At 68.0% G+C, this 19,299-nt stretch carries 21 protein-coding genes, 1 tRNA gene and 1 pseudogene; 14 read left to right on the top strand and 9 right to left on the bottom strand.

Annotated elements, in window-relative coordinates; genetic code table 11:
- Positions 1 to 58: 58 nt before the first annotated feature.
- Positions 59 to 1,240 carry an alpha/beta hydrolase gene (locus tag BLT59_RS18345; RefSeq protein WP_091783393.1) on the top strand — a complete coding sequence of 394 codons (1,182 nt, stop codon included), beginning with the start codon at positions 59 to 61 and terminating at the stop codon, positions 1,238 to 1,240.
- Between the two features lie 55 nt (positions 1,241 to 1,295).
- Positions 1,296 to 1,577: a DUF2312 domain-containing protein gene (locus BLT59_RS18340; protein ID WP_091783390.1), complete on the top strand. Its 282-nt coding sequence runs from the start codon at positions 1,296 to 1,298 to the stop codon at positions 1,575 to 1,577.
- Between the two features lie 42 nt (positions 1,578 to 1,619).
- On the opposite strand, the gene BLT59_RS18335 is transcribed toward BLT59_RS18340, so the two are convergent.
- A complete protein-coding gene (locus BLT59_RS18335; protein ID WP_091783384.1) occupies positions 1,620 to 2,609 on the bottom strand; it encodes a phosphoribosylaminoimidazolesuccinocarboxamide synthase in 990 nt (329 codons plus the stop codon).
- 270 nt (positions 2,610 to 2,879) lie between these two features.
- On the opposite strand from BLT59_RS18335, the gene BLT59_RS18330 reads away from it, so the two are divergent.
- The gene (locus BLT59_RS18330) at positions 2,880 to 3,632 is read left to right on the top strand and encodes a Crp/Fnr family transcriptional regulator (protein WP_091783381.1); all 753 of its coding nucleotides are present in this window, start codon (positions 2,880 to 2,882) and stop codon (positions 3,630 to 3,632) included.
- Positions 3,633 to 3,813: 181 nt separating this feature from the next.
- Here the strand turns inward: BLT59_RS18330 and BLT59_RS18325 are convergent.
- The 3 genes from BLT59_RS18325 to BLT59_RS18315 form a co-directional block, all read right to left on the bottom strand.
- Positions 3,814 to 3,889 (bottom strand) — tRNA-Phe (locus BLT59_RS18325).
- 105 nt (positions 3,890 to 3,994) lie between these two features.
- Positions 3,995 to 4,177 (bottom strand): DNA gyrase inhibitor YacG, encoded by a 183-nt coding sequence (yacG, locus tag BLT59_RS18320; protein ID WP_091783376.1) that lies wholly within the window; start codon positions 4,175 to 4,177, stop codon positions 3,995 to 3,997.
- Positions 4,174 to 4,827 (bottom strand): Maf-like protein, encoded by a 654-nt coding sequence (locus tag BLT59_RS18315; RefSeq protein ID WP_091783373.1) that lies wholly within the window; start codon positions 4,825 to 4,827, stop codon positions 4,174 to 4,176. The genes yacG and BLT59_RS18315 overlap by 4 nt, the downstream gene beginning before the upstream one ends.
- Positions 4,828 to 5,180: 353 nt before the next feature.
- Here BLT59_RS18315 and BLT59_RS18310 point away from each other — a divergent pair, with 353 nt between their 5' ends.
- From BLT59_RS18310 to BLT59_RS18265, 10 genes are all read left to right on the top strand, one after another.
- A complete protein-coding gene (locus tag BLT59_RS18310) occupies positions 5,181 to 5,390 on the top strand; it encodes a hypothetical protein (protein ID WP_091783370.1) in 210 nt (69 codons plus the stop codon).
- A 172-nt stretch (positions 5,391 to 5,562) separates the two neighbouring features.
- Complete coding sequence (locus tag BLT59_RS18305) at positions 5,563 to 5,808, top strand: hypothetical protein (protein WP_091783367.1); 246 nt, start codon at positions 5,563 to 5,565, stop codon at positions 5,806 to 5,808.
- A gap of 199 nt (positions 5,809 to 6,007) precedes the next feature.
- On the top strand, positions 6,008 to 7,216 hold the full coding sequence (phaZ, locus tag BLT59_RS18300) for a polyhydroxyalkanoate depolymerase (RefSeq protein WP_091783364.1): 1,209 nt from the start codon (positions 6,008 to 6,010) through the stop codon (positions 7,214 to 7,216).
- Between the two features lie 137 nt (positions 7,217 to 7,353).
- Positions 7,354 to 9,963, top strand: a complete 2,610-nt coding sequence (locus BLT59_RS18295) for a TIGR02302 family protein (RefSeq protein ID WP_091783361.1) — start codon at positions 7,354 to 7,356, stop codon at positions 9,961 to 9,963.
- Positions 9,964 to 10,029: 66 nt separating this feature from the next.
- Positions 10,030 to 10,215, top strand: a complete 186-nt coding sequence (locus BLT59_RS18290) for a twin transmembrane helix small protein (RefSeq protein WP_091783358.1) — start codon at positions 10,030 to 10,032, stop codon at positions 10,213 to 10,215.
- Between the two features lie 139 nt (positions 10,216 to 10,354).
- Positions 10,355 to 10,978: an acyloxyacyl hydrolase gene (locus BLT59_RS18285; RefSeq protein WP_091783355.1), complete on the top strand. Its 624-nt coding sequence runs from the start codon at positions 10,355 to 10,357 to the stop codon at positions 10,976 to 10,978.
- 13 nt (positions 10,979 to 10,991) lie between these two features.
- A complete protein-coding gene (locus tag BLT59_RS18280; protein WP_091783353.1) occupies positions 10,992 to 11,564 on the top strand; it encodes a cob(I)yrinic acid a,c-diamide adenosyltransferase in 573 nt (190 codons plus the stop codon).
- A 168-nt stretch (positions 11,565 to 11,732) separates the two neighbouring features.
- The gene (locus BLT59_RS18275) at positions 11,733 to 12,482 is read left to right on the top strand and encodes an electron transfer flavoprotein subunit beta/FixA family protein (protein ID WP_091783351.1); all 750 of its coding nucleotides are present in this window, start codon (positions 11,733 to 11,735) and stop codon (positions 12,480 to 12,482) included.
- A 67-nt stretch (positions 12,483 to 12,549) separates the two neighbouring features.
- Positions 12,550 to 13,503: an electron transfer flavoprotein subunit alpha/FixB family protein gene (locus BLT59_RS18270; RefSeq protein WP_091783348.1), complete on the top strand. Its 954-nt coding sequence runs from the start codon at positions 12,550 to 12,552 to the stop codon at positions 13,501 to 13,503.
- Between the two features lie 183 nt (positions 13,504 to 13,686).
- A complete protein-coding gene (locus BLT59_RS18265) occupies positions 13,687 to 14,568 on the top strand; it encodes a 3-hydroxybutyryl-CoA dehydrogenase (RefSeq protein WP_091783345.1) in 882 nt (293 codons plus the stop codon).
- A 46-nt stretch (positions 14,569 to 14,614) separates the two neighbouring features.
- Here the strand turns inward: BLT59_RS18265 and BLT59_RS18260 are convergent, their stop codons facing one another.
- The 4 genes from BLT59_RS18260 to BLT59_RS31875 all read right to left on the bottom strand — a co-directional run bounded on the left by BLT59_RS18260 (position 14,615) and on the right by BLT59_RS31875 (position 17,881).
- Complete coding sequence (locus BLT59_RS18260) at positions 14,615 to 14,920, bottom strand: hypothetical protein (RefSeq protein ID WP_091783341.1); 306 nt, start codon at positions 14,918 to 14,920, stop codon at positions 14,615 to 14,617.
- Positions 14,921 to 15,035: 115 nt separating this feature from the next.
- Positions 15,036 to 16,049, bottom strand: coding sequence for an NAD(P)H-quinone oxidoreductase (locus tag BLT59_RS18255; RefSeq protein WP_091783338.1), 1,014 nt, complete (start codon positions 16,047 to 16,049; stop codon positions 15,036 to 15,038).
- A gap of 132 nt (positions 16,050 to 16,181) precedes the next feature.
- Positions 16,182 to 17,423: an ABC transporter substrate-binding protein gene (locus tag BLT59_RS18250; protein WP_091783335.1), complete on the bottom strand. Its 1,242-nt coding sequence runs from the start codon at positions 17,421 to 17,423 to the stop codon at positions 16,182 to 16,184.
- A 134-nt stretch (positions 17,424 to 17,557) separates the two neighbouring features.
- Complete coding sequence (locus tag BLT59_RS31875; protein WP_244514046.1) at positions 17,558 to 17,881, bottom strand: DUF938 domain-containing protein; 324 nt, start codon at positions 17,879 to 17,881, stop codon at positions 17,558 to 17,560.
- Here BLT59_RS31875 and BLT59_RS31870 point away from each other — a divergent pair.
- A pseudogene (locus tag BLT59_RS31870) lies at positions 17,868 to 18,145 on the top strand (KaiC 1); the annotation flags it as partial. The gene BLT59_RS31875 and the pseudogene BLT59_RS31870 overlap by 14 nt on opposite strands.
- 86 nt (positions 18,146 to 18,231) lie before the next feature.
- On the opposite strand, the gene upp reads toward BLT59_RS31870, so the two are convergent.
- Positions 18,232 to 18,867 (bottom strand): uracil phosphoribosyltransferase, encoded by a 636-nt coding sequence (gene upp / locus BLT59_RS18240; protein ID WP_091783332.1) that lies wholly within the window; start codon positions 18,865 to 18,867, stop codon positions 18,232 to 18,234.
- Positions 18,868 to 19,299 lie beyond the last annotated feature (432 nt).

Genomic DNA, 19,299 nt, shown 5'->3' with positions numbered 1-19,299 from the left:
CCGTTTTCACGCTGATATGCCTCCCGCCGGGCGCGCCAGACGTCCGCGGGAGGATACCATGCTCAGGAAAGCCGCCGCCGGGGCGTTGGCCCTGCTTTGCCTTGCAGCCGTCTCGACGCCGCGAGCCGAAGAGGGGGCATCCGCCCAAACCCCGTTCAAGCCGACGCTCCCGTCAGGCTACTTCTTCGTCGGCGGCCGCTACGCGACAGCAGGCGGCAAGACCACGGCCCACGGGCAGATGTTCGTGGAATACCGCGCCCCCGCGCGGGTGACGCAGCCCTATCCGATCGTCCTCGTGCATGGCACCGCCCAGACCGGAGCCAACTTCCTCGGCACGCCCGACGGACGGGCGGGCTGGGCGGACCGCTTCGCCGCCAAGGGCTTCGCGGTCTACGTGGTCGATCAGGTGGGGCGCGGCCGCTCCGGCGGCGACCCCGAGACCTACGGCCCCTATGCCCGTCTCCCGGCCGAGGATCTGGAGACGGTGTTCACCGGCCAGGAGCGCAGCGCGCTCTATCCGCAGGCGACGCTGCACAGCCGGTGGCCGGGCGGCCCGGGGGTTCGCGGCAACGCCGCGTTCGACCAATTCTATCTCTCCCAGGTGCCGTACATCGCCAGCGCTCTGAAAAGCGAGGAGCTGGTCGATCCGGCGCTGATCGCCCTTCTGGAGAAGATCGGACCCGCGATCCTGCTGACGCATTCCCAGGCAGGCGTCTTCGGCTGGGCGGTCTCCGATCAGCGCCCCGACCTCGTCAAGGCGCATGTCGCCGTCGAGCCCAACGGGCCGACCTTCTACGACATCCGCTTCAAGGGCGGGACCGACTGGTACGAACGCGTCGGCGAGGCGCGGGCGCGGCCCTACGGAATCACCCGGGTGCCGCTGCATTTCGAGCCGCCGGTGAGCACCCCCGCCGACCTGACCGTGGTGCAGGCCGACGCAGCCACGGCACCCGACAAGATCCGCTGCTGGCTCCAGGGCGAGCCGGCCCGTACCCTGCCGAATCTGGCCCGGGTGCCGGCCGTGATCGTGACGGCCGAGGCCTCCTTCCGCGCCACCATGGACGATTGCACGGCCGCCTTCCTCACCCAGGCGGGCGCCAGGCCGGACCGGCTGGACCTCGCCCAGCACGGCATCCACGGCAACGGCCACATGATGATGCTGGAAGAAAACAGCGACGCGGTGGCGGACGCGATCGTCGGCTGGATCGAAGGCCGGATGCCGACGCCCGCGCGTCCTTAACCGGCTGCTTACCCTGTCCCGGCGAGGGTGGCCCCGTCATCCGATGAGGGAACGCATGACCGACATGACCGACACCGTGGGCGTCGCGGGCGACCGCATCCGCTCGATCATCGAGCGCGTGGAACGGCTGGAGGAGGAGATCAAGGATCTGATGGAGGCCAAGAAGGAGATCTTCGCCGAGGCCAAGGGCGAGGGGCTCGACGTGAAGGTGCTCAAGGAGATCCTGAAGATCCGCAAGCAGGACAAGGACGAGCGCGACGAGCAGGAGACGCTGCTCGATGTCTACCTGCGCGCCATGGACGCGCCCTCGCCTGCCCCGATCGCGGCGGCGGCCTGACGTCTTCGACGGGGTGCGGCGCCACCGGCGCCGCCCCTCCCCTCAGACCCGTGTCCCGGCGGCGAGATACGCGGCGATGTTGCCCCGGATCCGGTCCAGGGGCACCTCGGCCGGGTCCGGCAGGACGAAGCGCGCGCCCGTGATCGTCTCGTAGGCGCGGATGTAGACTGCGGCGGTCTCCAGCACGACCTCGGCGGGGATCTCCGGGATCGGATCCTTGTAGGGATCGCAGCGGGCCACGACCCAGTTGCGCACGAAGTCCTTGTCGAAGCTCTCCGGCGCCGATCCCGCGGCGAAGCGCTCGGGGTAGCTCTGGGCGAACCAGTATCGGCTGCTGTCCGGCGTGTGGATCTCGTCCGCGAGGACGATCCGGCCCTCGGGATCAAGGCCGAACTCGTATTTCGTGTCGGCGAGGATGAGGCCGCGTTCGGCGGCCAGCGCCACGCCGCGGGCGAACAGGGCCAGGGCAGCCTCCGACACGGTGCGCCACTGCTCGGCCGTGAGCAGCCCGCGTTCCAGAATCTCCGTCTCGGTTAGCGGCTCGTCGTGGCCGCCGTCGAACGCCTTGGTGGTGGGCGTGATGATCGCCTCCGGCAGGCGCTCGTTCGGCCGCATCCCATCCGGGAAGTGCTGGCCGTACATGTCCCGCTCGCCCGCCCGGTAGCGCGTCAGGATCGAGGTCGAGGTCGTGCCGGCGAGGTAGCCGCGCACCACCACCTCCACCGGCAGGATCTCCAGGCGCCGGCCGACCACCACGTTGGGGTCGGGATAGGCGATGACGTGGTTCGGGCAGAGGTCGGCCGTCTGCTCGAACCAGTAGCGCGCGGTCTGGGTCAGGACCTGGCCCTTGAACGGGATCGCCGCGAGCGCCCGGTCGAAGGCGCTGATCCGATCCGATGTGATGAGGATGCGCCGGCCGTCGGGCAGGTCGTAATTGTCCCGGACCTTGCCCCGGTAATGATTTGGCAGCTCGGGCAGGGTCGCGTCGCGCAGGACCTGATGCGCGTGCGGGGCGAGATCTGCCGTGTTCATCGAACTTTCCGTCGGGCTGTGCGGCGACCGCGCCGCCGGACCTCTGTGCGCGGATAGGCTGAAGATTTCCAGCCCCGGCCTGCGCGGGTGCCCGAGGGGACGGCGCGGCTGCACACGCTTCGGCGAACAAGGGGCGGCGCTCGGGAGCTGCGATCTGGCAGGCAATGCTCTGGTCGGGTTCGATCCCGGACCCTATTGTTGCGCGGGATGACAGAGGGTGGATTGCCGGCCGCACGACGCAGAACGGCCCCGCTGGATGGCCGAGGCGCAATGTCCGAGACACCGCATCAATCGAGCAAACACCCGTTCCTGCGCCGGATCGAGACCGTTGCCCTCTTCAAACTCACCGATGAGGAGCAGGCCGCGCTCGCGGCGCTCCCCATGCAAGTCGCACAGATCGAGGCCAACCAGGACATCGTCCGGGAGGGCGACCGACCGTCCCGGAGTTTCACGCTGCTCAGCGGGATCGCCTGTACCTACAAGTCGACGCGCGCCGGCAAGCGGCAGGTGATGAGCTATCATGTCCCCGGCGACATGCCTGATTTCCAGAGCCTGTACCTGGACGTGCTCGATATCAGCATCGCCACGGTCAGTTCCTGCCGCCTCGGCTTCGTCCAGCACGAGACGGTCCGGGCGCTGCTGCGCGCGCATCCCCGGCTCAACGAGGTCTTCTGGCGCGCGACGCTCATCGACGCCGCCATGGTGCGCGAGTGGATGCTCAATACGGGGCGTCGCGAAGCCTACGCGCGGATGGCCCACTTGTTCTGCGAACTGGTAACCCGCCTCGGGGCGGTCGGGCTGGCACCGGACCGGGTCTGCGATCTGCCGATGACGCAGCCCGAACTCGCGGACGCGCTGGGGATCACGTCGGTTCATGTCAACCGCACGATCAGGGATCTCAAATCCGCCGGGCTGATTTCACTGCGTGGTCGCCGCCTCACCGTCCACGACTGGGCCGGGCTGCAGGCGGCGGCGGAGTTCGATGCAACCTACCTGCATCTGCGTGATCCGGCGGCTCAATGAGCGGCGTCAGGAGGGTCAAGGCCCTCCCTGTCACCAGCGCGGTACGACTTTACCGCGCGCCTCGCGTCGGCAGAACCCGCGCCGGACGCCGGTTCGCAGCCTAACGGAGAGGTTTGAGAGAGATGGAGAAACAGACGCCGCGCGTGTGACCCACTTCAGGATCGGGCGCTCAGCGAGCTGATGGTGCCCAGGGGCGGAATCGAACCACCGACACTGCGATTTTCAGTCGCATGCTCTACCAACTGAGCTACCTGGGCGTCGTCCGCGCCGGTGTCGGCCTCGGACGACGCGGGGTATAGTGAGTGCTTCGCGGCCTGTCCAGCCTTGCCGTGACGTCGGCGTGCCGGAAACGTCGGAAAAGTTCATCCTTCCGGATCGGGCTCGGGCGGCACCTCGTCGGTGTCGATCTCCTCGGGGATCGCGTAGCGCTCGTTGAGCCATCGCCCGAGATCGACGTCAGCGCAGCGCTGGGAGCAGAACGGCCGGAATTCCTGCGTGGACGCACGCCGACAGATCGGACAGGGCGGCGGTCGCTCCCGGCTCATGCCAAGGCCCCCCAGCCGGCCCGCACCGGATATCCTTCGCCGTCGAGGAGGCTCAAGGTCTCGTAGAGGGGCAAGCCGACGACGGCGCTGTACGAGCCGACAAGCTTCACCACGAAGGCTCCCGCCAATCCCTGGATCGCGTAGCCGCCGGCTTTGCCGCGCCATTCCCCCGAAGCCACGTAGCCCTGGATGTCCCGGCCGGAGAGCCGCTTGAACCGGACACGGGTCTCGACGATCCGCTCCCTTCGCCCGCGCGGCGAGGCCAAGCAGACAGCGGTGTAGACCCGGTGCTGACGCCCGGAGAGCAGGCGCAGGCAATCCGCGGCCTCGTCGGGGATTTCGGCCTTCGGAAGAACCCGCCGTCCGACCGCGACAACCGTATCGGCCGACAGGAGCCAGGTCGGCGTGGCGGTGTCCTCCAAGTGGAGCGCCGCTTCGGCGGTCGCGAGCTTGGTCCGGGCGAGGCGGCGCGCCAATTCGCGTGGCGTCTCGGCCTTGCGCGGCGTCTCGTCGATCTCGGCCGGCAGGAGAGCCGCCGGCTCGATGCCGATCTGCTGCAGCAGCGCGAGACGGCGTGGCGACGCGGAGGCGAGCACAAGTCGCGCGGTCGGCCCCTGCATCGCGCCGATCGCTTCAGGTTTGGCGTCCATGATGTTCCGTTCGCACAATCGACCGGAGCCGTGTGCGCCCTGCGCGGCGGCACTCCGTCGGCCGGGACAGGCTCGATGCGCCTGTCTGATAAGGGAAGGGGTCGGGCTTGTGAACTCAAGCGGATCCGGTCGGCCGCGCGGATCCAGGCTCCGCAGCGCCAAGGCTTCCGCGCCGGATGCCACGCATGCCGGGAAGATTAGGTCGGACCGGCATTGTGAGTTTATCACCGCAGGCAGATTAGAAACGGGCGCAGGCACACGCCCAAGATCAGCGCAAGTCGTCGCCGGCGCCCGTAACGTCCCGTTAACCACGATCGCTCGAGAATGTCTTCGCCCGAACGGAATCGACATCGATGCTGAACGCTGATCCGCTCAAGCAGCGCCCGACCCTCGTCCACACGGCCCTGCTCGCGCGCGCCCTCGAGGGCCTCAGGCCCGAAGTCACCTCGCCGGTCGAGATCTGGCAGCGGCTCACCGAACGCTACGTCGTCGATCTCGACGCCGTCGCGGCCCTCCTCCCCGCCGACGAACCGGAAACGCAGTGGTTGCCCGCCCGCGATTGAGCCGGACGCGATCACGTCTGCCGGAGGCTCGTGCAACTGGCATGTGACGTGCTTGAACACTGCGGCAAGAAGTCTTCGATACCAGGAGGAAGCACCCAGGCAACGACAACGCGGCGGCTCGCGCGCCAGAGCACCCCGCGGACCTTTCGATCACTCGAAGCCGAGGTCCGTCATGTCGGAACTGCTCTCCGTCGCCCTCGTCTGTGCCGGCACGCTGCTGGCCCAGGACTGCTCCCGCGACACCGCCCTCGACGTTATCATCGCCCCGGCGCACACGCCGATGGAGTGCCTCATGCACGCGCAGACGATGGCCGCACAGGCCGGGCTGCCGGGCGGCAGCGACCGGTACCTGAAGATCGCCTGCGAGCATCGGCGGACCGAGGCAGACCCTCGCCCGGTCGTCCGTCGCGCCTCATGACCCGGCCCATCCACGGCCTGGTGCATCAAAGTCACGTCGCCATAATTCCTGTTGGCATGCCACTTCGGGACAGTTGCCGGCTTTGGGAACGAGACCCATCCTGCACGGCCACGCCGATGCAGTCCGAAGTCCGGCATCCGCCAACATTGCCGCCCCGATGGCCCGCGTGCCGGGCAGGGCTCAAGCGAGTGCCTGCCCGATGCTGTACGACGCGTTCGACCTGCAGACCGACATGGCGGCCCAGACCCGGGCGTGGGGTCGGCTTCTGAACGACATCTGGTCGCCGTGGGTTGCGTGGGGCGAGCCGGCGACCTGGATGTCCGCCGGCGCCCGGATGATGATGCGTACGGGCCTGACCTTCGCGCGGCCTCCCTACGGCATCGAGTCGGTGAATGTCGGAAACAGGAGCGTCCCGGTTTCGGAGGAGCCGGTCGAGGTCACGCCGTTCGGCACGCTGCTGCATTTCAAGAAGGACATCCACACCGAGCAGCCCAAAGTGCTGATGGTCGCCCCGATGTCGGGCCATTTCGCCACGCTGCTGCGCGCCACCGTGCGCACGATGCTGCCCGACCACGACGTCTACATCACCGACTGGCACAATGCCCGCGACGTGCCGCTGTCGGAGGGCAAGTTCGGCTTCGACGATTATGTCGGCCACCTGATCCAGTTCCTGCGGACGATGGGGGAAGGCGCCCATCTGGTGGCGGTCTGCCAGCCGGCCGTGCAGGCCCTCGTGGCCGCCGCCGCGATGGCGCAGGCGAAGGATCCCGCCGCCCCCCGCAGCATGACGCTGATGGCCGGCCCGGTGGATTGCCGGGTCAATCCGACGGGCGTGAACGAGCTCGCGAATTCCAAGCCGATCGACTGGTTCGAGAAGAACCTGATCGCGACGGTTCCGAAGCGCCACAAGGGCGCCGGCCGCAAGGTGTATCCGGGCTTCGTGCAGGTCTCGGCCTTCATGGCGATGAACACAAAGCGCCACGTGCAGGGCCATGCCGACCTGTTCTGGCACATGGCCAACGGCGAGCACGACAAGGCCGAGGCGATCGAGACTTTCTACGATGAGTATTTCGCCGTGCTCGACCTCGCGGCCGAGTTCTATTTGGAGACGGTCAAGACCGTCTTCCAGGATCATGCCCTCGCCCGGAACGCCGTGACCTATCGCGGAGAGCCGATCGACCTGCGCGCGATCCGCCGCACGGCCCTGATGACCGTCGAGGGCGAGCGGGACGACATCTGCGCGGTCGGTCAGACGATGGCGGCCCACGACCTGTGCTCGGACCTCGCCCCCTACATGCGGACGCATCACCTGCAGGCGGGCGTCGGCCATTACGGCGTCTTCGCCGGGCGGCGCTGGGAGTCGCAGATCTATCCGCAGGTGCGCAACTTCATCCAATCACACGACTGAGCGGACCCGCGACCAGGCGACCGTCGCGCCGATTTGACCCGCCGACCGGCCCGGCCCACCATGCTAGGCTCTTCTGACGGGAGCCCGAAGCGCGGTTCCTTGAGCCACTCCTCGCGGCGTGAGGCGGAACGGTCGGCGTGATCGGCAGGAACGGCATCGAGAGCAAGGCCGAGGCGGGCGGTCTCACCGCGGCATCCACGCGGCTCGACCGCCTCGTGGCGCAGGCGCGGGCGGCTGCCCTGTGGGAGCAGGCCTGGCCGGTTATCTGGCGCGGGATCGCGGTCGTGCTGCTCTTCCTGGTCGTCTCCTGGTCGGGCGTCTGGCTCGATCTCACGCCGCTCTGGCGCCAGATCGGCCTCATCGTTTTGGCCGTCCTCCTCATCGTCGCGCTTCTGCCGCTGATCCACATCGCCCGGCCGGACCGGCGTCTGGCCGTGGCGCGGCTCGATCGCGAGGCCGCGGCGCGCGATCCGAAGCTGCGGCATGGGCCGGCCTCCGCGGCGCAGGACAGCCTCGCCGTCGGCGCCGCCGATCCGGGAAGCCGGTTGCTGTGGGACCTCCATCAACGCCGCGCCGCGCAGGCGGTCTCGGCTCTGCGGATCGGATTGCCGAAACCGGGTATGACCCGGCGCGATCCCTTCGCCCTGCGGGCTGGTCTGGTCGTTGCCGCAATCGCCAGCCTGTTCGCGGCCGGTCCCGAATGGCGTCAGCGGATCGGCGCCGCCTTCGACTGGCAGGAACCGGCTGCGCCCGGCCCGAACTTCCGCGTGGACGGCTGGATCGATCCGCCGCTCTACACGCGGCTTCCGCCGCTGCTGATCGCCATGGACGGCAGCGATCAGCACCTGCGCGCGCCGGTCAATGCGCAGTTGATCGTGCGGATCGCCGGCCAGGGCAAGGCCGCGTCCGTGACCACCCTCACGCCCAATGCCGGCCTGGTCGCCGTCCCGGGTCAGGAGGCACGTCCCGACCTGCGGGAGGAGCGGTTCCGCATCATCGGCGGGGCCGCGCTGACGATCGTAACCCCGGCGGGCCAGCAGCGCCTGACCGTCGACGCGATTCCGGACCGGCCGCCTGAGGTGACCGCCGTGGGCGGCCCCGAGGTGAATGGGCGCGGCACCTTCAACCTGACCTACCGGGCCAAGGACGATTACGGGATCAGCTCGGCGGAAGCGGTGATCGCGCCGCTGAGATCGGCGCGCGCCCTCGTGCCGGTTCCGCAGATCAACCTGGCGCTGCCCGGCGATGCGAGCGGGGAATCCGACACCAAGACCCTGGTGGATCTGACGGACAGTCCCTGGTCCGGGGCGCGGGTCCGCTATCACATCGTCGTCAAGGACGAGGCCGGCCAGGAGGGTCGCACGACGGATTCCGAGATCGTTCTGCCGGCGCGCCCGTTCCGCGAGCCCCTCGCGCGGGCCCTCGCGGAGGAACGTCGCCGCCTCGTCACGGCTCCCGACACGGACCGCCGATGGGTCCAGGGGGCTCTGGACGCGCTGCTGGTCGCGCCCGCCACGTTCACGCCGCAGCCTGCGATCTTCCTGGGTCTGCGAACCGCGACCGAGCGCCTGCGCCGCGCCAGGACGGATGCGGACCTCGTCGAGGTGGCCGATCTCCTCTGGGAGATGGCCCTGAAGATCGAGGACGGCGACCTCTCTGACGCCGAGAAGCAGCTCCGCCAAGCCCAGGACCGCCTGAAGGAGGCGATCGAGCGCAACGCGCCCGATGATGAGATCAAGCGCCTGACCCAGGACCTGAAGCAGGCGCTCGATAAATTCCTGTCCGAGATGGCGCAGAAGCAGGGGCGTCAGCCCAGCGAGCAGAGCGAGCGCAGCCAGAACAACAGGCAATCGAAGACCGTTACACCCGAGGATCTCGACAAGATGATCCAGGACATGGCGGAGGCGATGAAGCGCGGTGACACCGCCGAGGCGCAGCGCCTGATGGAGCAGCTGCGCAACATCCTGGAGAACCTCCAGACCGCCGAACGCGGGAGCCGCTCGGATCAGGCCTCCCGTGAGATGCAGAAGCAGATGCGCGATCTCGATTCCATGGCCAAGGACCAACAGGGCCTGCGCGACGAGACCTTCAAGGACGGCCAGGAAGAACGCGGCGGCCAGCGCCAGCAGAATCGCGGTCAGCCGCAGCAGGGGCAGCGCGGACAGCAGGGCCAGAAGCAGCCGGGCCAGCAGGGTCAGAGCCAGCAGGGGCAGCAGGGCCAGGGTCAGCAGGGCCAGGGGCAGCAAGGTAATGTCGGGGAGCGTCAGCAGGCGCTCCGGCAGCGCCTGGAGGACCTTCAGCAGCGCATGAAGGAGAACGGCATGCGCGGCGAGCAAGGACTCGCCGACGCCGAGGAGGCGATGCGCGAGGCCGAGAACGCCCTGAAGGACGGCGATTCGGGCGAAGCAGTCGACGCGCAGGGGCGCGCCCTCGACGGGTTGAAGCGCGGTGCCGACGGCATGGCTCAGCAGATGCAGGAGATGGCCGAGGGTCAGGGCGAAGGCCAGCAGGACGGCGGCCAGCAGCCGGGGCAGCAGGGTCAGGCCGGCGCCCGCGACGACGATCCCCTCGGGCGCCCGACCCGCGGCCGTGACATGAGCGACGGGCGGGTGCGCGTGCCCACGGCCGACGAATCGGCGGTCCAGCGTGCCCGGCGCATCATGGAAGAGCTGCGGCGCAAACTCGGCGACCCGAGCCGTCCCCGCGAGGAACTCGACTATTTCGAGCGCCTGCTCCGCCGCAACTGAGCGTCCGCTCCCTCACGCAACGCACAGCCGCCGCAAGGCTCCCGCCCTATCCGGAACGCCGACCGCATGTCGTCCAATACCCTCGTCCTGATCGCCTGCCTGGCCGTCGCTGTCATCCTGCTCCTGGGCTTGGCCAACATGATGCGGGGCGGCAGCGCCAGCCTCTCGCAGAAGCTGATGCGCCTGCGCGTGCTCCTGCAATTCGTGGCGATCGTGATCATTATGGGCGTCGTCTGGTGGCGTTCGGCCTGAGGGGCGCTGGAACGGGTGTGACCGCGCCGCCGCACTGAACGCCTTTCGCTGCGGCAAGGGATGAATTGGCCGCCGCACCCCGCGAGCCTCTGCTACGCTCGGTAGAAGCAAATCGCTGCGCCCGATCGGCCGAGCCCGCATGACTGCCCCTTCTCGCCTCTGTCTGTTCGGTATCCTGACCGGGGCGGCCATCCTGCCGGCTTCGGCCGCCGACGTGCCGCCGCCTGCCGCCTACGCGGCGCCCGTCCAGCCGCTCAGCATCGTGTCGGAGATCCGGATCGGCGGCGCGGTGCAGGATCCCGGCAGCGCCGAGGGCAAGCTCCCCGGCTTCAGCAAGGCGAACGTCAACGGCGAGATCCTGTTCGCCAAGCCCGTCCTCAGCATGGATCCGTTCTGGCAGGCCTTCGTGCCGCGGCCGACGGTCGGCGGCAGCTACAACACCGGCGGCCGGACCAGCTACGCCTATCTCGGCGCCACCTGGACCCTCGAAGTGTTCCCGGAAACCTTCAACCGCCGGGTCTTCCTCGACGGGTTCTTCGGCGGCGTGGCCCATAACGGCTGGACCGGCCCGAAGGCGGAGACGCCCTACGGCTTCAATACGCTCGGCTGTTCTCCCATGTTCCGCGAGGCGGCGGCCCTGGGCTTCCGCCTGACGGAGCACTGGAGCATCATGGCGACGGTCGAGCACATGTCGAATGCCGGACTCTGCGCCAACAACCGCGGCTTGACCAATTACGGCGGCAAGATCGGCTATACGTTCTGAGGCGCTGAACCTCTTGGTCAAGCTCAACCGCATCTACACCCGAACCGGCGACAAGGGCACGACCGCGCTGGCCGACGGACAGCGTCGCTCGAAGGCGGATCTCCGGGTCGAGACTTACGGCACCGTGGACGAGACCAATGCCTGCATCGGGATGGCGCGCCTGCACACGCAGGGGCCGCTCGATCAGATGCTCGGCGCGATCCAGAACGACCTGTTCGACCTCGGGGCCGACCTGGCGACACCGCCGAGCCCGGAGCCTCTCCCCTACGAGCCGCTGAGGATCGTGGCGAGCCAGGTCGACCGTCTGGAGCGCGATATCGATGCTCTCAACGCGACCATCCCGCCGCTGAAATCCTTCGTGCTGCCCGGCGGCTCGCCGGCCGCAGCGGCCCTGCACCTCGCCCGGACCGTCTGCCGACGCGCGGAGCGGCTGGCGGTCGGCCTCGCAGCCCGGGACGACGAGACGGTGTCGCCGGAGGCGCTGCGCTACCTCAACCGCCTGTCGGATTTCCTGTTCGTGGCGAGCCGCGCGGCCAATGGCGACGGAGCCGACGACGTGCTCTGGGTACCCGGCGCCAACCGCTGAGCCGGCACCGGGCCTTTTCGCGGGCTCGCCACGGCGTCGCGTTGACAAGGCGGAAATGTGGCCGTTACGGTCCGCGCGCCTTGCGTGCCCTGGCCACGCTGCGCTTCGAGCGCCCGTGGGAGTGGCCTGCACGACGACAAGAATCCTCGGGGAAGGATCGTGACCGCCATGAAGGTGCTGGTGCCCGTCAAGCGGGTGGTGGACTACAACGTCAAGATTCGCGTGAAGGCCGACGGCTCCGGTGTCGAGCTCGCCAACGTGAAGATGTCCATGAACCCCTTCGATGAGATCGCCGTGGAAGAGGCGATCCGCCTGAAGGAGAAGGGCACCGTCACCGAGATCGTTGCGGTGTCGATCGGCCCGCAGCAGGCACAGGAGACGCTGCGCACGGCGCTGGCCATGGGTGCCGACCGCGCGATCCTGGTGAAGACGGACGTGAATTGCGAGCCCCTCGCCGTGGCGAAGCTTCTCAAGGCCGTCGTCGAGAAGGAGAGCCCGCAGCTCGTCATCCTCGGCAAGCAGGCGATCGACGACGATTCGAACCAGACCGGGCAGATGCTCGGCGCGCTGCTCGGCTGGCCGCAGGGCACCTTCGCGTACAAGATCGAGCCCGGCGAGGGTAGCCTCGACGTCACACGCGAGGTTGATGGCGGCCTGCAGACCGTCAGTCTCAAATTGCCGGCGATCGTGACCACGGATCTCCGCCTCAACGAGCCGCGCTACGCGTCGCTGCCCAACATCATGAAGGCCAAGAAGAAGCCCCTTGAGGAGCTGGCACCGGACGCGCTCGGTGTCGACGTGACCCCGCGGCTCACGGTGCTCAAGACCGCCGAACCGCCGGGCCGCTCGGCCGGCGTCAAGGTCGGTTCCGCGGCCGAGCTCGTTCAGAAGCTCAAGGTCGAAGCCGGCGTCATCTGATCCGCAGGCGGGGCTCCCTAGATCCGGTCGAGCCCCGCGCCACCACCCTCAAGGGCACCAGCAGACCATGACGACACTCCTCTTCGTCGAGCACGGCAACGGCCAGATCAAGGACAGCACGCTGAAAGCGCTGTCCGCCGCGAAGGAGATCGGGGCCCCGATCCACGCTCTCGTTCTGGGCACCGGCTCGAAGGCCGTGGCCGAGGCTGCGGCCAAGCTCGACGGCGTCGAGAAGGTCCTGAGCGCAGAAGACGCCGTCTACGACCACGACCTCGCCGAGCCCGTCGGAGCGCTGATCGCGTCGGTCGCCGGCCCGTACGACGTGATCATCGCGTCGGCCTCGACCACCGGCAAGAACGTGCTGCCGCGTGTGGCCGCCCTTCTCGACGTCGCGCAGGTCTCCGATATCATCAAGGTGGTCGCGCCCGATACGTTCGAGCGGCCGATCTACGCCGGCAACGCGATCCAGACCGTGCAGGCCCCGGCGGGCAAGACGGTGATCACCGTGCGCACGGCGGCGTTCAAGGCGGCGGGTGAAGGCGGCTCGGTTGCCCCGATCGAGCCCGTCTCCGCGGCCGCGCCCGCCGCTGGTGGCTCGACCTTCAAGGGCGAGGAGATCGCCAAGTCGGACCGGCCTGAGCTGGCCTCGGCGCGCATCATCGTGTCCGGCGGCCGCTCGCTCGGCTCGTCGGAGAAGTTCCACGAGCTGATCGAGCCGCTGGCCGACTCGCTCGGCGCCGCGGTCGGCGCCTCCCGCGCCGCGGTCGATGCCGGCTATGCGCCGAACGATTGGCAGGTTGGGCAGACCGGCAAGGTCGTAGCACCCGATCTCTACGTCGCGGTGGGTATCTCGGGCGCGATCCAGCATCTCGCCGGCATGAAGGACTCGAAGGTCATCGTCGCCATCAACAAGGATGAGGACGCTCCGATCTTCCAAGTGGCCGATTACGGGCTCGTCGGTGACCTCTTCCAGGTCGTACCTGAGCTGCAATCCGAGATCGGCAAAGCCAAGGGTCAGTAACGGACCGCGTTCTGGCAACTCGAGAGTCGTGTCTCAGAACGCGGTTTCACGGGTTCCTTCCGGATCGAAGATTGGTCTAGAAGGCTGCAGCGGCGAGACTACGCGCGGTGCCGTCGCGTTCGTGCCGTCCGGCTTGCCGCGCGGCCGTGGATCGGCATCCGCATTGGGGGCACAGGTCGGCACATGCATATGGAGATCAAGCGGGTCGGCATCATCGGCGCGGGCCAGATGGGCAGCGGCATCGCGCAGGTCTGCGCCACCGCCGGCTTGGACGTCCTGTTGAACGATCGCGATGCCGCCCGGCTGGACAACGGCCTGACCGTGATCGAGGGCAGCCTCGCGCGCCTCGTTGCGAAGGGTTCGTTGACGGAGGGCGACAGCGGCGAGGCCCGCGCGCGCATCGTTCCGGCCCGAGATTACGCCGCTCTTGCGCCCTGCGACCTCGTGATCGAGGCGGCGACCGAGAACGAGGCGACGAAGCGCGAGATCTTCACCGCGCTGTGCGGATCGCTCCGACCGGAGACCTTGGTGGCGACGAATACGTCGTCGATCTCCATTACGCGGCTGGCGGCGGCGACCGACCGACCGGAAAAGTTCATCGGCATCCACTTCATGAACCCGGTGCCGGTGATGCAGCTCGTCGAGCTGATCCGCGGCATCGCCACCGAGGATACGACCTACGAATCGGCCAAGGCGTTCATCGCGAAGCTCGGCAAGACCTCGACCATGTCGGAGGATTTCCCGGCCTTCATCGTCAACCGCATCCTGCTGCCGATGATCAACGAGGCGATCTACACGCTCTACGAAGGCGTCGGATCGGTCGAGTCGATCGACACCGCGATGAAGCTCGGTGCCAACCACCCGATGGGGCCGCTGCAGCTGGCCGACTTCATCGGCCTCGATACCTGCCTGTCGGTCATGCAGGTGCTCTACGAAGGGCTGGCCGATTCGAAGTACCGCCCCTGCCCGCTGCTGGTGAAGTACGTCGAGGCCGGCTGGCTCGGCCGCAAGGCCAAACGCGGCTTCTACGATTACCGTGGGCCGACGCCGATCCCGACCCGCTGAGACTGCGCGTTGCGGGACGGCTTCATGAAGCCGTCCCGGCTCGCTCTTACTTCGGCGCGCCGCCGTTGGCGCCCGGCTGAGCCGGCTGCGGATAGGACGGGTTCCCGCCCGGAACACCGGTGCTGTTCGACGGCGACGCGCCGCCGGACTGGCCGGTGACCGAACCCGTCACTTCCTTGCGCGACGCGTCCTGGCTCTGGCTGGCGTAGTCCTTCGGCGAATTGGCACCGTTCCACGTGAGCAGACCCACCGTGGCGATCGCCAGCAGCACGAGGCTCGCCACCAGAACCCAGAGGACGGGTTTGCCGCGCTCGCCCTGACGGCTTTCGTTCGGGTTCAATTTCTCGGCCATCTGAAAAACCTTCTTCGGCGGGACGCCACACGCCGAAACGGGCGCTGTGCGACACGATCTCGTTACCGGCCGCCAACGCGGGGCCGCCGAAGCAGGTTCCTGCCGGGTCGCGGTGTTACCGTCCGGTGGTCAGAAGGATCTTGCCGAGATGGGCGCTGGATTCCATCAATTCGTGCGCGTCGAGGGCCCGCTCGAGCGGGAACGTGGCATGGGTGACCGTCCGGATCCGCCCGGCATCGAGTTCGGGCCAGATGTCCCGGCGCAGGCCGTCGGCGATCGCCGCCTTGTCGGCTTTCCCCCGCGGCCGAAGCGTCGAGCCCGTGAAGGTCAGGCGATTGCGCATGATCGGCGTGATGTTCAGGCCGTCGACCTTGTAGCCGCCCATCAGGGCGATCATCACCAGACGCCCGTCCGGTGCCAGCGACTTGAGATTCCGGGGAAGATAGCTCGCGCCGATCATGTCGAGGATGACATCGACGCCGCGTCCGTCGGTGAGGCGCTTCAGCTCCTCAGCGAAATCGAGTTGCTTGTAGTCGATCGCGGCCTCAGCGCCGAGTTCCTCGCAGAATCGGCACTTCTCGGCCGAGCCCGCCGTAGCGAAGACCCGGGCGCCGACATGCTTGGCAATCTGGATCGCGGTCGCGCCGATGCCGCTTGATCCGCCATGGACGAGGAAACTCTCGCCGCGTGCGAGGCGACCGCGCTGGACGACGTTCGAGTAGACCGTGAAGAAAGTCTCCGGCAGGCCGCCGGCATCGATCAGCGAGACGGCTTTCGGACGCGGCAAACAATGGGACGCCTCGGCCACGGCGTACTCGGCGTAGCCGCCGCTGATCACGAGGGCGCAGACCTCGTCCCCGAGCGACAGGCCGTTGACCTCGCGTCCGAGCGCGACCACGCGTCCGGCGACTTCGAGGCCCGGGATCTCGGTCGCGCCGGGCGGTGGCGGATACACGCCGGAACGCTGCGCCACATCGGGCCGGTTCACGCCGGCGGCCACCACTTCGATCAGGACCTGTCCGGACCCCGGGCTCGGCACGGGGGCGGTTTCGAGGCTGATCACCTCCGGGCCACCGGAACCCGCATAGCGGATCTGGCGCATGGTCCCGGGCAGGTCGGTTGTGGCCATCAACGATAATCCTCGGCGCGCAGGTGGTCTCGGCCGCGCTCACAACGTCGCGGTTCGGCTCTAGTTGCGGCAACGGACGCGCTTGGCAAGCCGAAGGCGCCGAACGCGTCCGTTGCCGGTTCAGGGGCCAGCCTACCGGGCCGCCGCCTTCACCGCCGCGGGCAGTACGATCTGCCCCTGCGCGAGGCTCTTCGGCCAGATCGCGATCTGCTTGCCATCCTGCCACTGCGCCATCAGGCCTGTGATGAAGCCGGGACCGTACTTGATCGAGTGGGTGAACGGGTCGTCCTTGCCGTAGAACTGCGTGCGCCCGACCGTGCCCACCCAGTCGGTCTTCTCGAGAGCATCCACGAGCTTGTCGGCCTCCGTTGTGCCGGCGCGCTTCACCGCATCGGCCGCGTAGTAGACCTGATCATAGGCCATGTAGCCGGCGTAGGACGGATCGCTGCCGAAGCGCTTCTTGAACGCGTCGCTGAAGGCGAGCGACTTGTCGGTGATGGCCGCACCCGGCACCGCGATGCTCTGGAAGATGACCCCCTGCGTCGCGCCGTTGGTGTTGGCCCAGAAGGTCGAGGAGGTTGCCTGCGAGTTCATGCCGGTCATGGCGAGCGGCACCTGCTGGTTCTGCCACTGCACAGTCGGCTGCACGCCGACATGCGAGATCCCGGTGACGATCAGGTCGGGCTTGGCCGCCTCGATCTTGTTGTAGATCGGCGTGAAGTCGCCCGTGTCCGGCGAGAAGCGGATGTGATCGACGACCTTCACCCCGATCTCGGGCAGGCACTTTTCGTAACCGACGTCGAGGGGACGGGTCCAGGCCGCGTCCTCGCTCATGATCGCGGCGGTCTTCACCTTCATCAAGTCGATCAGCATGTCCTTCGTGGAATCGCAGATCGATTGAGCCAGCGCCGCCGAGGTGAGATAGCCGTGGAAGGTGTACTTGTTGCGGGCGTAGTCCTTGTGGACGGCGAGGCTGATCTCGTTGGAGGCGGCGCCCGGCGTGATCATCGGCGTCTTCAGCCGGGCCGCCCAGGGCATCAGCGCCAGCACGACCTCCGAGATGTAGCTGGCGATGACGAGGTTGACCTTGTCCTCGGAGACCGCCCGCTGGAAGGCGCGGACCGCGTCGGAGGCGGAGGACTTGTCGTCGTAGGTGACGACCTGGATCTGGCGCCCGTCGATCCCGCCCTTGGCGTTGATCTCGTCGGCGGCGAGCTGCACCGCCTGCGGGATCGAGGCCCCGACCACCGACTGCGCCTCGGCGATCACTCCGATCTTGATCGGATCGGCGGCACGGGCCTGCGTCGGTCCCAACAACCCCGCTACTGCGAGCAGGGCCAGGGCCCGACTCGAAACGCTGCGTTCCATCGGCATGGGCTTCCTCCTGCGGCCCGTGCGCCTGTTGTCGCCGCATCAGGTCCGCGCCTGGATTGTGCAACACGCCGGCGCCTGAATACAATGTGCAGATGCGAAATCCGGTGACAGATGGCTTGTCAGCTGACCGCGCGTCAGAAGATCAGGCTCAGATTGTTCACCGGCATGGCGACGCGCCCGGTCAGGCCGGGCTCGTGCCGGGCCGCTTCAGCCGCGTCGGCTTCCAGGTCCAGCACGCCCCAGTTCGGGTGCCGCTCGCGCAGTGACGCTGCGAAGGCAGCGTTGCTCTCCGCATCGTATCGCCCGGCCTCGCGGAACGGACCATAGAGGAACGGGACGCCCTCCTCCGCCAGCACGCGGCCGGCGCCGGCCATCGGGCCCTCGGTGGCGGCCCAGGGCGCGAAGTGGATGATGTTGATGCAGACGATTGCGTCGACGCGGGCGACCGGCAAGCGCATGCCTGCCGCCTCGATCGTCGACGCGGCCCGCCGGCGCGGGGGCGCTGCATGGCCTTCATGTTCGAGGAGAGCGGCGCACTGACCATCCGCAACGTGCGCTCCATCGGGCTCGCCCTCGACATGCACGTGTCGAGCGGCCGCCTCCGCTTCGAGGCCGCACGCCCGAGCCTGTTCGGGCTGGAGACGCATCTTGCGCGGATGCACCCCGGCCTCGATCGGTTCCCGCCGGAAGTCGTGGTAATCGACCCGGCCCCCGCCTTGCGCAGGTCGGCGGGGCCATCGCGCTCGCCCGCGAGCTGCAGCGGCGCCTGCCCGCTCTGTCGGGGCGCGCCATGGGCTGAAGCCCGGTCCTAGCGGGTGCCGTACATCCGGTCTCCGGCATCGCCGAGGCCGGGGACGATGTACCCGTGGTCGTTCAGGTGGCTGTCGATGGCCGCAGTCCACACCGGCACGTCGGGATGGGCGGCCTGGAACTTGGCAAGGCCCTCCGGAGCCGCCAGCAGGCACACGAACCGCAGATCCGAGGCACCCCGAGCCTTCAGGCGGTCGAGGGCCGCGATGGCCGAATTGGCGGTGGCCAGCATCGGATCCAGGACCAGGACCGTCCGGTCGGCGAGATCGGAGGGGGCCTTAAAGTAATACTCCACGGCCTCCAGCGTGTCGGGATCCCGGTAGAGACCGATATGCGCGACGCGGGCCGAGGGCACCAGCGACAGCATGCCGTCGAGAAAGCCGATCCCCGCCCTCAGGATCGGCGCCAGGACCAGCTTCTTGCCCTGGATCTGCTGCCCCTGCATCGGCTGGAGCGGAGTCTCGATCGTGACGGGCTCCAGCGGCAGATCCCGCGTCACCTCGTAGGCGAGGAGCATCCCGATCTCGTTGAGGATCTGACGGAAGCCCTTCGTCGACCGGTTCTTGTCCCGCAGATACGTGAGCTTGTGCTGCACGAGCGGGTGATCGACTACGGTGACCCGACCCGTCGGCATGTCCTACCCCTCCCCTTGCGGTTGAGGACCAATGCCGGACCCGGAGCCGAGGTGCAACTCGGCTCGGTGATCCGCACGGCGGACCACGCGGATGCGACGAGGACGAGGCGCGCTGCGTGCGACCCGGATGTCTCAAGACATGTTCTCCCACGGCTGAATCCGCGGCGTCCGGTCCGGATCAGGATACGCCGCAGGACAGACGAGCGGTTTCAGATCCGCGCCGGCTCGTTCGATCGGATCGCCGGCGATGGGAGCCGTCGGCATTGTCCTATCCCCGCGCGACGCGCCGCTTTCGTAGGCTTGTCGCTTTGAGCGAACAGCGGTTTTTTAACCTCGGTGTTGGGTCGCCTATCGTTATAATCGGATTATAATTCCGATCAATATTTGTAGCGTGGGCATATACCTACCTAAATACATTGATGATCTGGCAGC

Origin of the sequence: Methylobacterium sp. UNC378MF (assembly GCF_900103195.1) — a bacterium.
In the GTDB taxonomy this organism is placed as follows: domain Bacteria; phylum Pseudomonadota; class Alphaproteobacteria; order Rhizobiales; family Beijerinckiaceae; genus Methylobacterium.
The sequence above is the reverse complement of the archived record's forward strand: the minus strand, read 5'-3'. Positions and strand labels throughout refer to the sequence as shown.